This window comes from Paraburkholderia sp. BL10I2N1, from assembly GCF_004361815.1.
GTDB lineage: Bacteria > Pseudomonadota > Gammaproteobacteria > Burkholderiales > Burkholderiaceae > Paraburkholderia.
The window spans coordinates 2,795,604-2,813,961 of record NZ_SNWA01000001.1; the positions used below are offsets into that span (position 1 = coordinate 2,795,604).

Consider the following 18,358-nt stretch of genomic DNA (forward strand, 5'->3'; position numbering starts at 1 on the left):
ATCGGATATTAGGACTGTGCCTATTTGCACTCCCTCTCGAAAATATAGACTGGAGTCCGCTAAAGAGATCAGCGCAAAGCGATCTGACTCTTCCGGGATTCAACAGTTAACGACCGGTCGTCACCGGCTGTCCGGTGTTGGCGAGCGCGTGACCGTCACCATTTTCTAGCGAGAACTTGCTGATCTGGAAGGCAGGGATTGTCTCCATAAGATAAGTAGTACTACGTTATATCGATTAACCAACTCTTGTAAAAGGAACGCATCATGAACAAGTCATATGTCAGCGTCTGGAATGAAGCGCTTGGGTCGTGGGTAGCGGCCTCCGAGAATACGGCGGCGCGCGGCAAGCGTAGCAAGGCAAAGGTAGTCAAGGCCATTGCTGCAGCGTCGCTTTTCGCGGCGGCACAGGCGGGTCACGCGAGCGTCGTCGCATCGGGCGACATCCCCACGGGCGGGGCTGCCTGCCCACCCAGCGGTACCCCGTTCACTTGGCTTGGTACCTCGTACACGAGCCAAAGCGTGGTAGATGGCAGTGGATACATTTCGATGGTAGGAGGGTGTTCGGCCAATGGTAATAACAACACTGGCGTCACGCTCTACGGCGCCTTTACGACTGTGACCGGGGACGGAGGTACGGCTTTAGGCTTCGGGAGCAGTGCTGCAGAGTATGGAACGGGGGTGGGCGTTCTGGCGAATGCCTCTGGAACAAGCAGCAGTGCGTTAGGCTTTAACGCTCTTGCTTCGGGTGCGTCCTCGGTCGCACTCGGTACCGCCGCGACTGCAACGGCGGATAATTCGGTAGCGCTGGGCGCCGGTTCGACGACGACGGCGAACCTGGCAACGCCGGGCTACAACCCGGGATCGAAAGCGCTCGCGGGCATAGCATCGGCGGCGAACGGCGAAGTGTCGGTGGGTTCGTCGATGAACCAACGTCGCTTGACAAACGTCGCCTCCGGTTCGGCCATGACGGATGCGGTGAACGTCAGCCAGTTGCAGTCGGAAGCAGCAAAGTCGAACACGCTCGGCGCGGCTACGGCGGCAGCGCTGGGCGGCGGTTCGACCTATAGCGACTTAACCGGTGCGATCAGCGCGCCGAGCTACAGCGTGGGTGGCACGACGGTGCATAGCGTAGGCGATGCCGTCACCAACCTTGATGATCGTGTGACGGAGAACACGACTGACATCACGAAGATCCAGAACCAGCTCGGTGATGTCGGGACGCAATTGTCGGGTGCGGTGCAGTACGACCGCAACGCCGACGGTTCGGTGAATTTCAATTCGGTCACGCTGGGCGGAGGCCAGAGCGCAGGTCCCGTGGTCCTGACCAATGTCGCGAACGGCACAAGCCAGTACGACGCGGTGAACTTCGGCCAGCTGTCGGCGTTGCAGGACCAGGTGACGGATCTCAATGGACAGGTGTCGAACCTGACCGGACAGATGGAGAACGTCCAGCCGGGAAGCCCGACAACCGATATTCCGTCGGCGAGCAGCGGCGATGGCGCGGAGATCAATGCGGCGATGCCTGGTACTGGCGTAGGCAGCACGGCCGCCGGTGCGGGTGCGGCTGCCTCGGGCAACTACGCCACGGCGATCGGCGCGAACGCCAGTGCGGTGGCGGACAACGCTGTGGCAGTCGGCGCCAGTGCGGCGGCGACGGGTGTCAACTCGACGGCAATCGGCACGGGCTCGCAGGCTGCCAATACGAACTCGGTCGCGTTGGGTCAGGGTTCGGTGACGGACCGCGACAACTCGGTGTCGGTGGGCTCGGCGGGTAACGAACGCCAGATCACCAATGTCGCAGCAGGTACTGCGCCGACCGACGCGGTGAACGTGGGTCAGTTGAACAGCGTGCGCAGCGATATGAACGACCTCCGCAAGGACGCGATGGGCGGTGTCGCCTCCGCGATGGCTCTTGCAAACCTGCCGCAGTCAGTCCTGCCAGGCCGGACCATGGTTGCGATGGGCGCAAGCACCTACGGCGGGCAGGTCGGTACCGCGCTCGGTATGTCCTACATGACGCGTGACAGCAAGTGGACGGTCAAGGGAGCAGCTACCACGAGCACCCGTGGCGAGATCGGTGGAGCGCTCAGCGCGGGCTTCTATTTTTAAGCAGTAGTTTCCCGGCTGCGCAGGCAGCCGGGGAAGTTCGGGGAAAGCACGCGTCAGATGTTCTGATGCGTGCTTTGTCATATGTGGAGAACGGCACTTCATCGAAGGCAGTCTGCATCCTGATTACATTGTCGCCGGCAGCCGCTGTAAGTCCATCGCCGGTGCAACGCATGGGTGACGACATTGCTGGCGGGGCAGTATATCGTGTTTGACCGGATTGTTCTCCTTAACCGATGGATCCGCGCAGCCGTACGTCGGCTCACGATATGACGCAGATGCTGGTGGTGGCGCTGTGCGCGCTTCAGTTGGGCGCACAGTCGGGTGCGATCCAGATCTGGGGAGAAGTGAAGTTTGACTGGCTACGCCTCCTTCTTCCGCTGGAACAGGGCATTCCCTCTCATGACACCTACGGTCGAGTCTTCGCTGCACTCACTGTGCCGGCTCGCATCAGGCTGGCCAGCGGTGCATCTTCAGTGACCTCTATCACCCAATGGCAGCAGCGGGCCCTGTGGCCTTTGGCGAAGGCCAGCGCCGGGTGCGCGTGGATAACGCCGCGCAGAACTTCGCCCTCCTCGGACGCATCGTGATGAGCCTGCTGCGCCAGGACCGCATCACTAGGACATGACTGAAAAACCATCGTCTGAAGGCCCGCGCGAGCGATGTTTATTGCGCTCAAGTCCTTGCCTGGCAAGCGATCCGGTGATCTGGCACGTCATTCGATGGCTATGATCTGATATTAGGACTGTGCCTATTTTCACTCTCTCTTGAAAATATAGACTGGAGTCAATTAAAGAGATCAGCGCAACGCGATCTGAGTCTTCCGGAATTCAACAGTTATTGACCGATCGTCACTGGCTGTCCGGTGTTGGCTAGCGTGTGACCGTCACGATTTTCTAGCGAGAAGTTGCTGATCTGGAAGGCAGGGATGGTCTCCATAAGATCAGTACTACTACGTTATATAGATTAACCAACTCTTGTAAAAGGAACGCATCATGAACAAGTCATATGTCAGCGTCTGGAATGAAGCGCTTGGGTCGTGGGTAGCGGCCTCCGAGAATACGGTTGCGCGCGGCAAGCGTAGCAAGGCAAAGATTTCCGCCGTTGTGGCGACTGTGCTTGTGGCCGCAGCCTCGTGGGCGCCGGTAGCACACGCACAGTACAACGCGGGCGGTGGTGTTGCCAAGGGATTACATTCGATTGCAATTGGCTCAGGGGCTACGACTAATGGTACCAATACCAACAGTATAGCTATGGGGTATAACGCTTCCGCGAATTCTGGTACGTCGGCAGGTGCATATAGTGCTACTGCTATCGGCACCAATGCGACCGCAGCCGGTGATGGTGCTGCCGCACTTGGTGATTACGCCAAGGCCACTGCGGACAAGGCGACTGCAATTGGCCGCGGTGCATTAGCCAACGCGGCCAATTCAAGCGCAATCGGCGCAGGCGCCGCGGCTAGCGGGGATGGCTCTACAGCAGTCGGCGTAGATTCCATGGCTGGCGGGGAGGGGGCCACAGCACTCGGCCATCAGTCGACCGCGTCGGCTAAGAACTCAGTCGCTTTGGGGTTTAATGCACTCAGCACAGGTGACGCTGGCATTGCCATGGGTCAGTACGCTACTTCGAAAGGGAATGCCTCCATGGCGATAGGTGCATACGCTACTTCGACAGGGGACTACTCCACTGCAATTGGTCTGGCCGCTGATTCGGCAGGGGATAGCTCGGTGGCACTGGGTAATAACGCCTCTGCATCGACGGCGAACTCGGTGGCGTTGGGCGCAAGATCGACAACGACGGCCGACCTTGGCGCAGCAGCTTACAACCCGGGTACGACTGTACTGTCGGGCACGGCCAGCGGTGAAGTGTCGATGGGTTCGTCGGGCAATGAACGTCGCGTGACGAACGTGGCGGCGGGTTCGGCTGCAACGGATGCGGTGAATGTTAGCCAGTTGCAGTCGGAAGCAGCAAAGTCGAACAACATTGGCGCCAGTGCGGCAGCAGCGCTCGGCGGTGGTGCTGCCTATAACCCGACGACCGGTACGATCAGCGCGCCGAGCTACAGTGTGGGCGGCACGATCGTCAGCAATATGGGTGATGCAATTACCAACATCGACAGCCGTACGACGCAGAACACGGCGAACATCGCGACCAACACGACGAACATCGCCGGCAACGCGACGGCGATCACCAGCATCGACGGCCGGGTGACCAGCGTGGAAGGCTCGGTGACGAACCTGACGCAGCAACTGGACAGCGGCAGCGTCGGCCTGGTGCAGCAGGACGCGACCAGCAAGGCCATCACGGTGGCCAGGGATCTGGACGGCACGACGGTGGACTTCAGCGGTACCGAAGGCGTGCGCACGCTGGGCGGCGTGCAGGCCGGTGCGCTGGGCGACACCAGCACCGAAGCGGTGAACGGCTCGCAGCTGTACGCGACCAACCAGAACGTGACGGCCAACACGGCCAGCATCGCAACCAACACGACGAATATCGCCGGCAACGCGACGGCGATCACCAGCATCGACGGCCGGGTGACCAGCGTGGAAGGCTCGGTGACGAACCTGACGCAGCAACTGGACAGCGGCAGCGTCGGCCTGGTGCAGCAGGACGCGACCAGCAAGGCCATCACGGTGGCCAGGGATCTGGACGGCACGACGGTGGACTTCAGCGGTACCGAAGGCGTGCGCACGCTGGGCGGTGTGCAGGCCGGTGCGCTGGGCGACACCAGCACCGAAGCGGTGAACGGCTCGCAGCTGTACGCGACCAACCAGAACGTGACGGCCAACACGGCCAGCATTGCGACCAACACGACGAACATCGCCAGCAACGCGACGGCGATCACCAGCATCGACGGCCGGGTGACCAACGTGGAAGGCTCGGTGACGAACCTGACGCAGCAACTGGACAGCGGCAGCGTCGGCCTGGTGCAGCAGGACGCGACCAGCAAGGCCATCACGGTGGCCAGGGATCTGGACGGCACGACGGTGGACTTCAGCGGTACCGAAGGCGTGCGCACGCTGGGCGGTGTGCAGGCCGGTGCGCTGGGCGACACCAGCACCGAAGCGGTGAACGGCTCGCAGCTGTACGCGACCAACCAGAACGTGACGGCCAACACGGCCAGCATTGCGAGCAACACGACGAACATCGCCAGCAACGCGACGGCGATCACCAGCATCGACGGCCGGGTGACCAACGTGGAAGGCTCAGTGACGAACCTGACGCAGCAACTGGACGGCGGCAGCGTCGGCCTGGTGCAGCAGGACGCGACCAGCAAGGCCATCACGGTGGCCAGGGATCTGGACGGCACGACGGTGGACTTCAGCGGTACCGAAGGCGTGCGCACGCTGGGCGGCGTGCAGGCCGGTGCGCTGGGCGACACCAGCACCGAAGCGGTGAACGGCTCGCAGCTGTACGCGACCAACCAGAACGTGACGGCCAACACGGCCAGCATTGCGGCCAACACGACGAACATCGCCAGCAACGCGACGGCAATCACCAGCATCGACGGCCGGGTGACCAACGTGGAAGGCTCGGTGACGAACCTGACGCAGCAACTGGACAGCGGCAGCGTCGGCCTGGTGCAGCAGGACGCGACCAGCAGGGCCATCACGGTGGCCAGGGATCTGGACGGCACGACGGTGGACTTCAGCGGTACCGAAGGCGTGCGCACGCTGGGCGGCGTGCAGGCCGGTGCGCTGGGCGACACCAGCACCGAAGCGGTGAACGGCTCGCAGCTGTACGCGACCAACCAGAACGTGACGGCCAACACGGCCAGCATTGCGACCAACACGACGAACATCGCCAGCAACGCGACGGCGATCACCAGCATCGACGGCCGGGTGACCAACGTGGAAGGCTCAGTGACGAACCTGACGCAGCAACTGGACGGCGGCAGCGTCGGCCTGGTGCAGCAGGACGCGACCAGCAAGGCCATCACGGTGGCCAGGGATCTGGACGGCACGACGGTGGACTTCAGCGGTACCGAAGGCGTGCGCACGCTGGGCGGCGTGCAGGCCGGTGCGCTGGGCGACACCAGCACCGAAGCGGTGAACGGCTCGCAGCTGTACGCGACCAACCAGAACGTGACGGCCAACACGGCCAGCATTGCGGCCAACACGACGAACATCGCCAGCAACGCGACGGCGATCACCAGCATCGACGGCCGGGTGACCAACGTGGAAGGCTCGGTGACGAACCTGACGCAGCAACTGGACAGCGGCAGCGTCGGCCTGGTGCAGCAGGACGCGACCAGCAAGGCCATCATGGTGGCCAGGGATCTGGACGGCACGACGGTGGACTTCAGCGGTACCGAAGGCGTGCGCACGCTGGGCGGCGTGCAGGCCGGTGCGCTGGGCGACACCAGCACCGAAGCGGTGAACGGCTCGCAGCTGTACGCGACCAACCAGAACGTGACGGCCAACACGGCCAGCATCGCAACCAACACGACGAATATCGCCGGCAACGCGACGGCGATCACCAGCATCGACGGCCGGGTGACCAACGTGGAAGGCTCGGTGACGAACCTGACGCAGCAACTGGACGGCGGCAGCGTCGGGCTGGTGCAGCAGGACGCGACCAGCAGGGCCATCACGGTGGCCAGGAACCTGGACGGCACGACGGTGGACTTCAGCGGTACCGAAGGTGTGCGCACGCTGAGCGGCGTGGCCGACGGTGCGGTTGCTGCGGGTAGCAGGGAAGCCATCAACGGCAGCCAGCTGTATGCGAACTCGGCGAGCGTGGCCGCGGGTCTGGGCGGTGACTCGACGGTGAACCCGGACGGCACGATCTCGGCGCCGAGCTACAGCGTGGGTGGCACGACGGTGCATAGCGTAGGCGATGCCGTCACCAACCTTGATGATCGTGTGACGGAGAACACGACTGGCATCACGAAGATCCAGAACCAGCTCGGTGATGTCGGGACGCAATTGTCGGGTGCGGTGCAGTACGACCGCAACGCCGACGGTTCGGTGAACTTCAATTCGGTGACATTGGGCGGAGGCCAGAGCGCAGGTCCCGTGGTCCTGACCAATGTCGCGAACGGCGCGAGCCAGTACGACGCGGTGAACTTCGGTCAACTGTCGGCGTTGCAGGACCAGGTGACGGATCTCAATGGACAGGTGTCGAACCTGACCGGACAGATGGAGAATGTCCAGCCCGGAAGCCCGTACTTCGACGCAACGGATGTTCCGTCGGCGAGCAGCAGCGATGGCGCGGAGGTCAATGCGGCGATGCCTGGTACTGGCGTGGGCAGCACGGCCGCCGGTGCGGGTGCGGCTGCCTCCGGCAACTACGCCACAGTGATCGGCGCGAACGCCAGTGCGGTGGCGGACAACGCCGTGGCAATCGGCGCCAATGCGGCGGCGACGGGTGTCAACTCGACGGCAATCGGCACGGGCTCGCAGGCTGCCAATACGAACTCGGTCGCGTTGGGTCAGGGTTCGGTGACGGACCGCGACAACTCGGTGTCGGTGGGCTCGGCGGGTAACGAACGCCAGATCACCAATGTCGCAGCAGGTACGGCGGCAACCGACGCGGTGAACGTGGGTCAGATGAACAGTTCGGTGGCGCAAGGCGTGCAGCAGGCCAACAACTACGCCGATCAGCGCTTCAACGAGGCCAACCGGGCGATCAACGATGTCGCGAAAAACGCCTATGCCGGTATCGCTGCGGCAATGGCCATGCCGAACATGACGCCGTCTGGTCCTGGCCGTACGATCGTCGCTGCCGGCGGGGCCACCTACAAGGGCGGCAGCGCTGCGGCAGTGGGAGCAACGTACCGCTCCCGTAACGGCAAGTGGCTGGTGAACGGCGCCGTATCGGTCGCGTCGACGGGCGATGCAGGCGTGCGTGCTCAGGTCGGGTACGAGTTCTGATAAAGAACGAGGAACGGCAAATGAGCAAGTAAGAAGTCGCAGGAGGGTAAAGTTGCACGGTCTTGCCGGTCACGGCAGACCGTGCTTTTTTTTTGACACAGCGTATGTGGGTAGATTGAATCGAACGGTCTGCGCAGTGAGGACGCACTGGGTATCGAAGAAGCTTTTGGGGATTCGAAGGAAATCTCCCCGTGGTCCGGCGGCCGTCAAAGCCTATTTCACGTCGAACGCGTAATCGCCGTGGGTGCGATGTCCATCCGAGGCGACGGCTACCCAGTGCACCGTGTAGCGCCCGGCTCCCAGAGCCGGTAACGGGACGGAAACCACAGCCGGATGATGTTCATCGACCGTGGATTTAGCGGTGTTCACCTGCTTTCCAGTTGAGTCGGTGACGGTGAGCGTCGTAAATGCAGGCTCGAGCGGTCCGTCGAATGTGATCTTCACCTGGGCGGGCGCCGCGACCGTCGCGCCGGCTCCCGGCTCCTGTTTCTGCGGAAAGACATGCGCGAACGCCGCACTGGCGAAGACGAGTCCTGCGCAAAACGCGGACCACATCACCATTGTCTGTCGCAGGCCATTTCGATGCATTTTCACTATCGACTCCCCCATCACTGGAATAGCAGCTTACCGATCGTCGTTGGTGCGACGTCGTCGAAGAAAATGTGGGCCTGCACCAGGATGCCCATGCGAACCGCTCGCGCGGTTGACCGGCAATTGCGCCTCGAGGCCAAACTGACCGTAACGGTTGATCCAGATGAAGCCGTTGAGCGGACCCAATTTGCGCCTTTGTTTTCAACTACGGGAAAACCCCTATATGCGATATCATGTCGTCCGAAAGGAACATCGACATATGCCCCATCGTTTTCAGCTATTTGAAAGAATCGCCTTCTCGCTGGTCGTGCTTTTCGCAGTTGCCTGCACCGCGTTCATTGCCTACGAGCAATGCCCCGGTGTCGAAAGTGCACTTCACGAGGGAGAGGATCTGCTTCGCCAGAGTGGCGAATATGCGCTCGCGTGCTCGGCGCCAGCGAACAATCCGTGTGCCGGGGTGCCGGTCGACTGAGTAATCGCCTCGCCTGGTAGCGGGCTTCAGCAAGCCAGTGCAGGCTTGCCATGCGTTCGCTGCGACAGCGCGGCAACGTCCGTCACACAGGGCGTTTCAGAGCGGATCATCAAGGTCGTCCCCCGCGTGAGGCGTCTGCGACGCCGCATCGCCACCCAGCGCCTGGCGCTTGCGCCGAACGTTGTACGCCGTGAGCAACCCGTGCGCCACCATGTCGAGTGCGGGCTTCACGAGGCCGTTCTTGTCCGTCCACACCTTGGGCGTTAGCGCTCCGGTCAGCGCCACGCTATCGGCGTCGCTCAAGGCGAGCAGGGCGGTCTGCACGTCGTCGTCGAACGCGATTACGTTCACAAATAGCGTTTCGCCATCCCCGGCGGTTGCGCGCACCTTGCACGTCACAAAGCGCTTGCCGTTCTGTCCCGTCCGGATCTGCGCTTCGCCGTAGAGCCGGCCACCTACCAGTCCATCGATCATCGTCCCTCTTCTGTTCGTTTAACCTGCACGCGGCACGGCGGCAGCGCATGCTGCCACAATCCATTCCCCAAGGTAACCCGAATCAGGGCAAGGCGTGCGAAGCGCCAGGCGACCGGACAGGCGTCATTGCAATCCCTCACCCTGGTGCGGCGAATTCGACGCGACGGTGTCGGTTTCCCATCCGCCACCGAGGGCGAGGAACAGGTTCACCTGGTCAAGCGCGACCTGGACTTCGGCAGCCGCGACCTGCGCATGCGTCGAAGTCAGCGTGCGGGTCGCATCGAGATCCGAGATGAACGATTCGCGTCCGGCGACATAGAGCCGGTGTGTTTCGCTCGCCGACTCGGAAGCGGACTGATACGCCGAACGCAACGCGTCTGCGCGGTTGTAGTCGGCGGCATAGGTGGCAAGGTTGGTCTCGGTCTCGCGCAGCGCATTGAGCACGACCCGGTCGAAACTTGCCAGCGCGGCGCTCGAATCCGCCTCGGCCTCACGCACGCGACCGCGTGCCCCGTTGACCGGGAAGGTCCAGCTGATGAGCGGCCCGAAAGCCCAGCGCGCCGTGGGCTGCGTGGGGATGTCTTCGAGAATCCCGGTAAATCCGGCGGATGCCCCGAAGCTCACCGTCGGATACAGCGCGCCGGTAGCGACGCCGATCCGCGCCGTCGATGCAGCCAGCTGACGCTCGGCCTCGCGCACGTCCGGGCGGCGCTTGAGCAATGCAGCGCCGTCGCCGACGGGGATCGGCTGTCTGATCTGCGGCACCTTGTTGCAGGTCTTCACGGCCGCCGGCAGTTCGGACGGCTTGCGCGCAAGCAGCATGGCGAGCTGGTACTCGGCGATCCGGCGGCCCGCCGTGAAGCGCGGGATGTCGGCCGCGAGCGTTGCCACCTGCGTCTGTCCGCGGGTGACGTCCGGCTGGTTGCCGCGGCCGGCGTCGCGCAACCTGCGCGATACCGCGACACGCTGCTTTTGCAGATCCAGCGAGCGCTGCGCGATAGTGAGTTCTTCTCCCGACGAGCAAGCCTCGACATACGCGCGCACGACACTGGCGACGACCGTGATCCGCGCGAGATCACCGGCCGCCGCGACGGCGTCGCTATCCGCGCCAGCCGCTTCGACGCCGCGACGCAGCTTGCCGAACAGATCGAATTCGTACGAGATGCTGATGCCGAAATCGCCTTCGTTGGCAACCGGCAGCTTGTTCTCGAGCAGGAACTGTTCCGCCGATTCCTGCGCCCGCTCGACGAGTGCCGATGCGTTGCCCGAGAAGCCCCCCTGCGCCTGCGCGACGCCGAGCGCCTCGCGCGAACGCGCCAGGTTGGCGGCGGCGACGCGCAGGTCGGCGTTCGACTTCATGGCCTCGCTGACGAGTCCTTCGAGCACGGGGTCGTCGTAGAGATGCCACCATGCGGCGGGCACGGTCTGCTGCGAGACGGGTGCGCCATCGGTGCCTTCGAGCGGTGCGTTGGCGAGCGGCGCGTTGATGAGCGCCTCTTTCGGCAGCGAGTAGTTGGGTCCGACGGTCATGCACGCGTTGAGCGCGAGCACAACGGGCAAAAGCGGAAGGAGCGCAAGGGCGCGCGACAGCTTCATTGCGCAGCGCCCGATGCCGGTTGTGCCGCGGGCCGCGACGCCGAAGCCGGCACCGATGCGGAGGCCGCAGCCGATGCCGCCGCGCTACCCGAGGCGGCACGCGCACCCTTCGCACGCGCGGGCTCCCGCACGGACACCGTGGCGGTGCGCCCTGCGATCAGGCGGAAATCGGCGGGCACTTCGTCGAGCGCGACGCGCACCGGAATGCGTTGCGCGAGCCGCACCCAGCTGAATGCGGGATTCACGTTCGGCAGCAGGTTGGGACTCGACATGCGATCCCGGTCTTCGATCCCCGCGACGATGCTCAGCACATGACCGCGCAGCACGTTCGGCTCGCCCATCACCTGGATATCGACGGGCCGGCCGATATCGATGCCGTGCAGCTTGGTCTCCTCGAAATAGCCGTCGACGCGGAACGAATGCATGTCGACGACCGCCAGTACCGGCCGGCCCGACGCGACATACTCGCCGGTGCGCGGCGCGCGGTCGTTGAGGTAGCCATCGACCGGGCTCACGATGGTCGTGCGCTGCAGATTGAGGCGGGCCGTATCGACGGCGACTTCCGCGTCGGCAAGTTGCGCCGTGGCCTGCTCGACACGCGAGCGGGTTTCTTCGCTGGCTTCCTGCGCGACCAGGTCGCCGAGCTTGCGGTTACGCACATCTTCGCGCCGTGCCTGGTCGAGTGTGGCGCGCCGCTGCAGCACGGTGGCCTGTGCCTGGCGAAGCGTGAGCGCGTAACGCGCCTGGTCGATCACGAACAGCACCTGTCCGCGCTTGACCTGCTGGTTGTCGACCACATCGACCGACGTGATCAGTCCGGAGACGTCGGGCGCGACCTGGATGATGTCGGCGCGCACGCGGCCGTCGCGGGTCCACGGGGAGAACATGTAGTAGTCGACCAGCTTCCACAGTACAACGGCCGCGATCGCCACCACGACCAGGGTCAGCAGGATCTGTCCAACGGAGAACCAGGTTTTTTTCACGGTTAGAGTCGATGCGAAACGATGACGACAAGACCCAGCACCAGCACGTAAATGCCGAGATCGAAGATGGAGCGATGCCAAACGAAACGGTAAAAGCCGATGCGTGCGAACACAGTGCGAATCGCGAGATTGATCAGGTAGGCGATGAACATCAGCACGAGCACGGTCGGCACGAAGACGCCGAGAATGTCGATTTCGCCGATCATCGTCTGGTCGCCTGAAAATGGGTAAGGGTGCGCATCAGAGGGCGGGTTCCTGTCGGGGTGGGGCGGCAGGCGCGAGGGTCGCCGGAAAAAGCGACAGACGCAGGCCGACTAGCGCATGCAGCGCGTCGCGCAACTGCCGCCTGGAGATCTCCGCGCTGTCCGACTGACTGGCGAGGCCTTGCGCCGTCACGCGCTCGACCGCTGCATCGATCGACGTCTTCAGGCTTTCCGGCACGGGTTGCCGTGCGCGCCGGTCGATACACAATGCGAAGTGGGCCTCGACGCCCTCGAGCACATGGTCGAGGGCGGGAGGTACATCGCCGCGCAGTCGTGGGCGCAGGCGCCGCAGGTCGAGCGCGTTGAAGGCGATGCGCAGGTCGCGGAAGCCTTCGATGGACGGATGGCGATGGTCGTCGGTTGCGGCAAGACGCGGGATCAGCTGCATCAGCCGGTCGAGCATGCGCGAGGCGAGATTGCGCTGATCGTCGATCGGCCGTGTCGACGCGCTCAACGCGACGTCCGCCCAGCTCGAACGCGTCAGCCGCGCCGCTGCGAGCTCGGCGCCGAATGGGCGCGTCGCGCGCGTCCAGATGAAGGCATACAGCAGGCCCGCGACCCCTGCAATGTTGCTGTTAAGAAAGACGAGGAAGTCGGCTTCGTAAGCGCCCTGGATGCTGATGAAGGTGGCGGTGTTGATCGCAACCAGCATGCTCACGAGATTGAACTGCGGGCGCGGGATCAGCGTGCCGACCAGGATGAAGGGCCCGGCGAATATCACCACGAGCATCGGGAAGTCGTGGACGTGCGGCAGGATGACGAACAGATAGAGGCCGGCGAACACGACGCTCGCGCTCGTGGCGAGGAAGAATTTGAACACCTGGGGAGCCGGCTCGTCGAGCGCGGCGAAGAAGCAGCAGGCGACGGCCGCGAGCGAGACCGCCCCGGCGCCGTCGTTCCAGCCCGAGGTGATCCACAGACCACACGCGAGGATGATTGCCCCGACCGCCGAGCCGGCCGAGAACAGCAGCATGCCGCGGTCGAAATAGAGCTCGGTGCCGCCGGTTCGCCAGTGTCTGAAGCGCGGCCGCCATGAACCCTCTTCACGCGCAATGATCACACGCAGCGTGCGGCAGTCCTGCCAGACGTCGATGGCTTGCCGCAGGCGCCATAGCGCATTCGACAGCAGCGCGCCGTCCCAGCTCGCGAGCGCGTCACCGTGCGGCTGCAGCGCGGCGATGCGTTCGCGCAGCGCGTCGGCGACGGGGTCGGGCTGTTCCCCGGCACGTGCTTCGGGCAGCGGAGCGTCGAACCATTTGACGGCGTCGGCGAGGAGTGCCTCCAGCCCGGCCGGCCGCGCCCCTTTGCCGCCGAGAAGCGCAATGAGCGGATCGGCAAGCGACGACATGATCGGCAGCAGCAGTTGCATGCGGCCGCGCAGTTCGTGGGCGCGTTTCAGGATATCCGGCCGGGTGTGGTCGTAGGCGAGTTGGCTCAGCAGGAATTCGAGGCCGTTGACGGTCGCGGCGAGCCGTTGGCGGCAGGCCGAAATGGCGGCACCCGCGATGCGGCCTGACAACGTTTCATGTGCATAGAACGCGGCGTCGCGGAACCAGGCATCCGTGCGCTCGATGAGGGAGGGTGCGAGCCGGTTCGGAAACACGACACCGCCCACGATGCTTGCGCACACGATGCCAAGCGTGATCTCCTGGGTACGTGTGATGGCCAGATCGAACACGTTCGTCGGATTGGTCACCGCCGGCAACGCGATCAACGGCAGCGTGTAACCGGCTAGCAGGCAGATATAGCTTTTCGCCGTGCGATCGGAGATCGCCAGATAGAGCAGTGTGCCGGTCCACAACGCGACGATCACGCTGAAAATCCAGGGCGATTCGACAAACGGCGGCACGAACAGCACCGCTGCCGAGGCCCCAAGCGCAGTGCCGAGCACACGATAGATCGCCTTCGAACGCGTGGCGCCGACGAACGGATTCGACACGATGTACACCGTCGCCATCGCCCAGTACGGCCGCGGCAACTGCAGCGCGAGCCCGATATAGAGGGCGATCATCGCAGCGGCGAAGGTCTTGATCGAATACAGCCAGTCGCGCAGTGAGGGATAGATCATGGGGACTCAGGCTGCATCGTTGCTGTCAGGATCTGCCGTATCCGCCAGCTGATCTGAAGCCTGAAAGGCCTTCAGCACGCGCAGCGTCGCTTCAAGGTCGGCGCGGGTCACGCCTTTCAGCACCTCCGCGCGCAACCCCACCAGTTCCTGTTCCATCTTTGCGGTGACCGCGCGGCCTTCGCCGGTGAGCGAAACGGTCTTGGCCCGGCGGTCGTCCGGGTCTTCGTCGCGACGCATGAGGCCCGCTGTGCACAGTTGATCGAGCAGGCGGACGAGCGACGGCCCTTCGATGCCTACGTGTTCCGCGAGCGTGACCTGGCGCACGGCCTCGCCGAGCCGGCCGGCCGCGAGCAGCGGCGCAGCGCAGGCTTCCGAGACATTGAAGGTGGCCAGCACCCCGTGGCTGGTGCGTCGCCACTTTCGGGCGGCAACGACGAGCGTGCTGCTGACGGAGCGGCGCAGGTTGTCGAGATTCGGCATGGGCCGCATTGTATTTCGGAATACATTCGTTAGCAAACTATCGAAATGCTTGTGCGAAGTCTCCGACACCGAAGGCCGGCAAGGTCCGGAATCGCCTGCGCGTGTGCCCCGTACAGACACGGGGTACGCGCGCGTCACGCAGTTGTAACGGGAGGGTTTGCTTCAGTGCTGCTGCAAACGCGCGGGACCGCTTTGTGTGAGCGGTCCCGCACGCTGCATTTACTTGTGCAGAATGCTTTGTGGCGGGATGCCATCGTCGACCGGCTGGCGGGCGGCTGGAAAGCCCGGCGGATAGTCGACCACGCGCGATGCGGCGGGAACCGGTTGCGCGATAACGCCGGCATGGGTGCCGATCCTTGCGCCGCCGATGATGGCGGTCATGGCCCTTCTGTCCAGGTCGACACTTTCGGCCAGGTCCTTGATCGCGATGGTTGCCATAGCTGTTCCTGAAGGTTGAGGTCAATAACCGGTACCGCTCGAAGGCAAGCTTGCCCGCCGGGCTGCAGATGGTCCGCTCAACCAGTATAGGAAATCCGCTTCCAGCGCGCAGCGAATTGCGATGCCGGCGGGTGAGAGCCGGTACGGTCTCGCGCGCCGCCTGTTCTATTTCATGATGATGTTGTTGTTGTTCTCCACCTTAGGGCTGATTGTCGTGTTGACATTGCTCAGGAAGGCCGAGTTGTCGCCGGTGGCGGCCTGGATTTCGAGCAGCGTGTTGTTCGACTGACTGGCCGCGACGTACTTGCTGAAGTCGAACGAGACAGGCGCATAGTTGAAGTAGCTGTACGACGGGAAGGGCACCGAGCCGCCGCGCACCGCTGTCATCGCCGTGCTGTCGAGCTGTTCGGTGAGGGGCAGATCCTTGATCATCAGCGTGTTCATTTCAGTCTCCGTGGAGGACATCAGGTCTTGCGGGTTTCGTGAATCATGTCTGTCCGGATGTCGTTGATGCACAGGGCATGCCAGCCTTTTCGGTGTGCTGTTCTTAAAACGCGGGGATGCTGATACGTATAGGTTATGGGCGCAGTCGTGCCGCGTCGCGGCGACGCGTCTGGCAGGATCGCACGCCGCCGATGGTGGCTCGCAGCCAACAACCGGCCGCACCCTGTTGGCCACCTTGCAACACCCGCCCTGCACATGCGCCGCGGGCCTATCCTGGTTTGCGAAAGGAGCAGGTGCGGGCTAGTATCGAAAAAGGGCACATGTAACTGGTTACGACAGCGATTCCCCCGGTTTTCCGGTCACCACGGAGCTGCTTTGCTTCGCACAAATGGCTAGCCTTGCGCATGTGATTCGCGATTTCCAGAATGGCGGGCTGTCGCGCGACGAATTCGTCGCGCAGCTCGACAGCACGCTGACGACAGAAGGTCTCAGTTCTGCACGCCTGCTGGAAATCCTTGGCGAGGCGCACACACGTATACCGTTGCCTTCCGACCTCTACGCGGAAGTGCGCCGCAGGATCGAGCAGCTACCGGTGTCGAATCTCGCGGCCGGCGGCGAGGAAACCCGCGTGCTGACGGCGACTGAACACATGCCTTCGCTGACTTCCGGCATCGCTGCGCCGCCGCCCGGACTGGATCAGATCAAGGGCACCGGCGACACACTGAACAATCGTTTCGTGCTGGAAGAATGCCTGGGTGTCGGCGGGATGGGCACCGTCTACAAGGCGCTCGACCTGCGCAAGCTGGAAGCATCTGACCGCAAGCCTTACCTGGCGATCAAGGTCCTCAATGTGCAGTTCCGTGGCAACCCGAAATCGCTGATCGCGCTGCAACGCGAAGCGAGGAAGGCGCAGGTGCTCGCGCACCGGAACATCGTCACCGTGTACGACTTCGATCGCGACGGCGCGATCGTCTACCTGACGATGGAATATCTGTCGGGCAAGCCGTTGAGCCAGATCCTGCGCAGCGAGGACTTCAAGGGCATGCCGCTACGCGCCGCGCAGCCGATCGTACGCGGCATGTGTGGCGCGCTCGCCTACGCGCATGAGCGCGGCTTCGTGCACTGCGACTTCAAGCCTGCCAACGTGTTTCTCACCGATACGGGCGAAGTCAAGGTGATCGATTTCGGCATTGCGCGCGTCTTCCAGCGGCCGGAAGAGGAGAGCGACGCGACGGTATTCGACCCGGGCAGTCTCGGCGCGTTGACCCCCGCTTATGCCAGTCCGGAGATGCTGGAGCATCGCGAACCCGACCCACGTGACGACATCTACGCGCTGGGTTGCATCACCTATGAACTGCTGACCGGGCGGCATCCGTTCGACCGGCAGTCCGCCACCCAGGCGCGCGCCACGGGCCGCGTGCCGGAGCGGCCGGAAGGACTCGGCACGCGTCAGTGGCGGGCACTGCGCTCGGCACTGTCGTTCGACCGCAATACCCGCATGCCAACGGTTGCGCGTTTTCTCGAAGAATTCTGCGCGGAGGAGCGCCCGGCGAAAAAGACGGCGCCGCGTGTGAAGCGCGGCGCGCTCGTGAAGGCGGGCGTGGCAGGGATCGCCGTGCTGTGTGCGGCGGGTGTAGGCGTGTATGTGCATCATCGGGCGGCGCCGGGCGAAAATGGCGCGACGGCTCCGTCGTCGATGGCGTCGGGCACGTCCGTTCCTGCTTCCGATGTTCAGGGCGCGTCCGCTGCGCCCGAGACACTTACAGCGTCGGCCCCGGCATCAGCCGCACCTGGCGTCGAGGCGGCAACGCCAGCAACGCCGTCCGCGCCGCCGGCCGTCCAGCCGCCCGCGCCGCCGCCGCTGTCGCTGGCGGCCGTTACGCCGCTACTGGCGCAGGTGCCGTGTTCGGCACTGGTGGCCGATGTGCAGGGTCACGCATTGAAGGTGCGAGGATTCGTTGCGCAGCGATACGGTGCGACGCGTCTGAAGAATGACCTCAGCGCACTGCCCGGTGTCGAGTCACTGAACCTTGACGTCGAGCAGATCGCCGACGACAAGTGCGACGCGATCAAAACGTTCGCACCGTACTGGACACACAACTGGCAGGCCGGCCGCGTCGCCGCGCTGCATGTGCGGCCGCCCGATGCGCAATTGACCGCAGGCGATCCGCTCGTTGTCGACGTGACGACGCCCGGCTTCGATTCCTACGTCAATCTCGACTACTACGTGCTGGACGGCAGCGTCGTGCATATGGTGCCGGGCCCGCGGGCGAAGGACAACCAGGCTCCGCCGCACTATGCCGCGACGATCGGCAGCGCGGGCGACTGGACCATCTCGAAGCCGTTCGGAACGGAGATGGTCGTGCTGCTCATCACGCCCGTGCCGCTCTTCGACAGTCTGCGGCCCGAGAGCGAGTCGCGTGCCGACTATCTGCATGCGCTCGAAACGCGCCTTGGTCAGATCGCCAGCAAGTATGGGCAGGACCGCATCGTTGCCGATATTGCGCTGATCACGACGAAGGCGCGCACGCATTGAGCGTCGGGCGCCGTCGTCCGGCACCTCAGGC

13 protein-coding genes and 1 pseudogene are annotated in these 18,358 nt (G+C 63.8%); 5 read left to right on the top strand and 9 right to left on the bottom strand.

The genetic code is table 11. From position 1 onward, the window contains the following. The first annotated feature begins 264 nt into the window (after window positions 1-264). The 3 genes and pseudogenes from B0G77_RS13115 to B0G77_RS13125 all read left to right on the top strand — a co-directional run bounded on the left by B0G77_RS13115 (window position 265) and on the right by B0G77_RS13125 (window position 7,982). A complete protein-coding gene (locus tag B0G77_RS13115) occupies window positions 265-2,109 on the top strand; it encodes an ESPR-type extended signal peptide-containing protein (protein ID WP_133662509.1) in 1,845 nt (614 codons plus the stop codon). A gap of 275 nt (window positions 2,110-2,384) precedes the next feature. Then, window positions 2,385-2,480, top strand: a pseudogene (locus B0G77_RS44200) (hypothetical protein); the annotation flags it as partial. Window positions 2,481-3,713: 1,233 nt separating this feature from the next. Then, window positions 3,714-7,982 (top strand): YadA-like family protein, encoded by a 4,269-nt coding sequence (locus B0G77_RS13125; protein WP_347814160.1) that lies wholly within the window; start codon window positions 3,714-3,716, stop codon window positions 7,980-7,982. Window positions 7,983-8,195: 213 nt separating this feature from the next. Here B0G77_RS13125 and B0G77_RS13130 read toward each other — a convergent pair whose 3' ends face one another. Continuing rightward, window positions 8,196-8,543, bottom strand: a complete 348-nt coding sequence (locus tag B0G77_RS13130; protein WP_133664131.1) for a copper resistance protein CopC — start codon at window positions 8,541-8,543, stop codon at window positions 8,196-8,198. 289 nt (window positions 8,544-8,832) lie between these two features. Between B0G77_RS13130 and B0G77_RS13140 the strand changes: the two genes are divergently transcribed. Further along, complete coding sequence (locus B0G77_RS13140) at window positions 8,833-9,045, top strand: hypothetical protein (RefSeq protein ID WP_133662512.1); 213 nt, start codon at window positions 8,833-8,835, stop codon at window positions 9,043-9,045. Between the two features lie 96 nt (window positions 9,046-9,141). Here B0G77_RS13140 and B0G77_RS13145 read toward each other — a convergent pair whose 3' ends face one another. The 8 genes from B0G77_RS13145 to B0G77_RS13180 form a co-directional block, all read right to left on the bottom strand. Continuing rightward, the gene (locus tag B0G77_RS13145; protein ID WP_133662513.1) at window positions 9,142-9,519 is read right to left on the bottom strand and encodes a single-stranded DNA-binding protein; all 378 of its coding nucleotides are present in this window, start codon (window positions 9,517-9,519) and stop codon (window positions 9,142-9,144) included. A gap of 123 nt (window positions 9,520-9,642) precedes the next feature. Then, window positions 9,643-11,115 carry an efflux transporter outer membrane subunit gene (locus tag B0G77_RS13150; RefSeq protein ID WP_133662514.1) on the bottom strand — a complete coding sequence of 491 codons (1,473 nt, stop codon included), beginning with the start codon at window positions 11,113-11,115 and terminating at the stop codon, window positions 9,643-9,645. After that, complete coding sequence (locus B0G77_RS13155; RefSeq protein WP_133662515.1) at window positions 11,112-12,098, bottom strand: efflux RND transporter periplasmic adaptor subunit; 987 nt, start codon at window positions 12,096-12,098, stop codon at window positions 11,112-11,114. The genes B0G77_RS13150 and B0G77_RS13155 overlap by 4 nt, the downstream gene beginning before the upstream one ends. Window positions 12,099-12,100: 2 nt before the next feature. Next, complete coding sequence (locus tag B0G77_RS13160) at window positions 12,101-12,304, bottom strand: DUF1656 domain-containing protein (protein WP_133662516.1); 204 nt, start codon at window positions 12,302-12,304, stop codon at window positions 12,101-12,103. Window positions 12,305-12,338: 34 nt separating this feature from the next. Next, window positions 12,339-14,429 (bottom strand): FUSC family protein, encoded by a 2,091-nt coding sequence (locus B0G77_RS13165; protein ID WP_133662517.1) that lies wholly within the window; start codon window positions 14,427-14,429, stop codon window positions 12,339-12,341. 6 nt (window positions 14,430-14,435) lie between these two features. Then, window positions 14,436-14,909, bottom strand: a complete 474-nt coding sequence (locus B0G77_RS13170; protein ID WP_133662518.1) for a MarR family transcriptional regulator — start codon at window positions 14,907-14,909, stop codon at window positions 14,436-14,438. Window positions 14,910-15,128: 219 nt separating this feature from the next. After that, window positions 15,129-15,347, bottom strand: coding sequence for a hypothetical protein (locus tag B0G77_RS13175; RefSeq protein WP_133662519.1), 219 nt, complete (start codon window positions 15,345-15,347; stop codon window positions 15,129-15,131). A gap of 165 nt (window positions 15,348-15,512) precedes the next feature. Then, window positions 15,513-15,791 (bottom strand): hypothetical protein, encoded by a 279-nt coding sequence (locus tag B0G77_RS13180; protein WP_133662520.1) that lies wholly within the window; start codon window positions 15,789-15,791, stop codon window positions 15,513-15,515. Between the two features lie 388 nt (window positions 15,792-16,179). On the opposite strand from B0G77_RS13180, the gene B0G77_RS13185 reads away from it, so the two are divergent. Then, window positions 16,180-18,327 carry a serine/threonine protein kinase gene (locus B0G77_RS13185; protein WP_133662521.1) on the top strand — a complete coding sequence of 716 codons (2,148 nt, stop codon included), beginning with the start codon at window positions 16,180-16,182 and terminating at the stop codon, window positions 18,325-18,327. The last annotated feature ends 31 nt before the right edge of the window (window positions 18,328-18,358 follow it).

Bases quoted from the DNA above. Each gene is read 5' to 3' on its own strand.
- B0G77_RS13165 (WP_133662517.1), bottom strand. From the start codon at position 14,429: ATGATCTATCCCTCACTGCGCGACTGGCTGTATTCGATCAAGACCTTC.
- B0G77_RS13125 (WP_347814160.1), top strand. From the start codon at position 3,714: ATGGGTCAGTACGCTACTTCGAAAGGGAATGCCTCCATGGCGATAGGT.
- B0G77_RS13150 (WP_133662514.1), bottom strand. From the start codon at position 11,115: ATGAAGCTGTCGCGCGCCCTTGCGCTCCTTCCGCTTTTGCCCGTTGTG.
- B0G77_RS13185 (WP_133662521.1), top strand. From the start codon at position 16,180: ATGGCTAGCCTTGCGCATGTGATTCGCGATTTCCAGAATGGCGGGCTG.
- B0G77_RS13170 (WP_133662518.1), bottom strand. From the start codon at position 14,909: ATGCCGAATCTCGACAACCTGCGCCGCTCCGTCAGCAGCACGCTCGTC.
- B0G77_RS13130 (WP_133664131.1), bottom strand. From the start codon at position 8,543: ATGGTGATGTGGTCCGCGTTTTGCGCAGGACTCGTCTTCGCCAGTGCG.
- B0G77_RS13140 (WP_133662512.1), top strand. From the start codon at position 8,833: ATGCCCCATCGTTTTCAGCTATTTGAAAGAATCGCCTTCTCGCTGGTC.
- B0G77_RS13115 (WP_133662509.1), top strand. From the start codon at position 265: ATGAACAAGTCATATGTCAGCGTCTGGAATGAAGCGCTTGGGTCGTGG.
- B0G77_RS13180 (WP_133662520.1), bottom strand. From the start codon at position 15,791: ATGAACACGCTGATGATCAAGGATCTGCCCCTCACCGAACAGCTCGAC.
- B0G77_RS13145 (WP_133662513.1), bottom strand. From the start codon at position 9,519: ATGATCGATGGACTGGTAGGTGGCCGGCTCTACGGCGAAGCGCAGATC.
- B0G77_RS13175 (WP_133662519.1), bottom strand. From the start codon at position 15,347: ATGGCAACCATCGCGATCAAGGACCTGGCCGAAAGTGTCGACCTGGAC.
- B0G77_RS13160 (WP_133662516.1), bottom strand. From the start codon at position 12,304: ATGATCGGCGAAATCGACATTCTCGGCGTCTTCGTGCCGACCGTGCTC.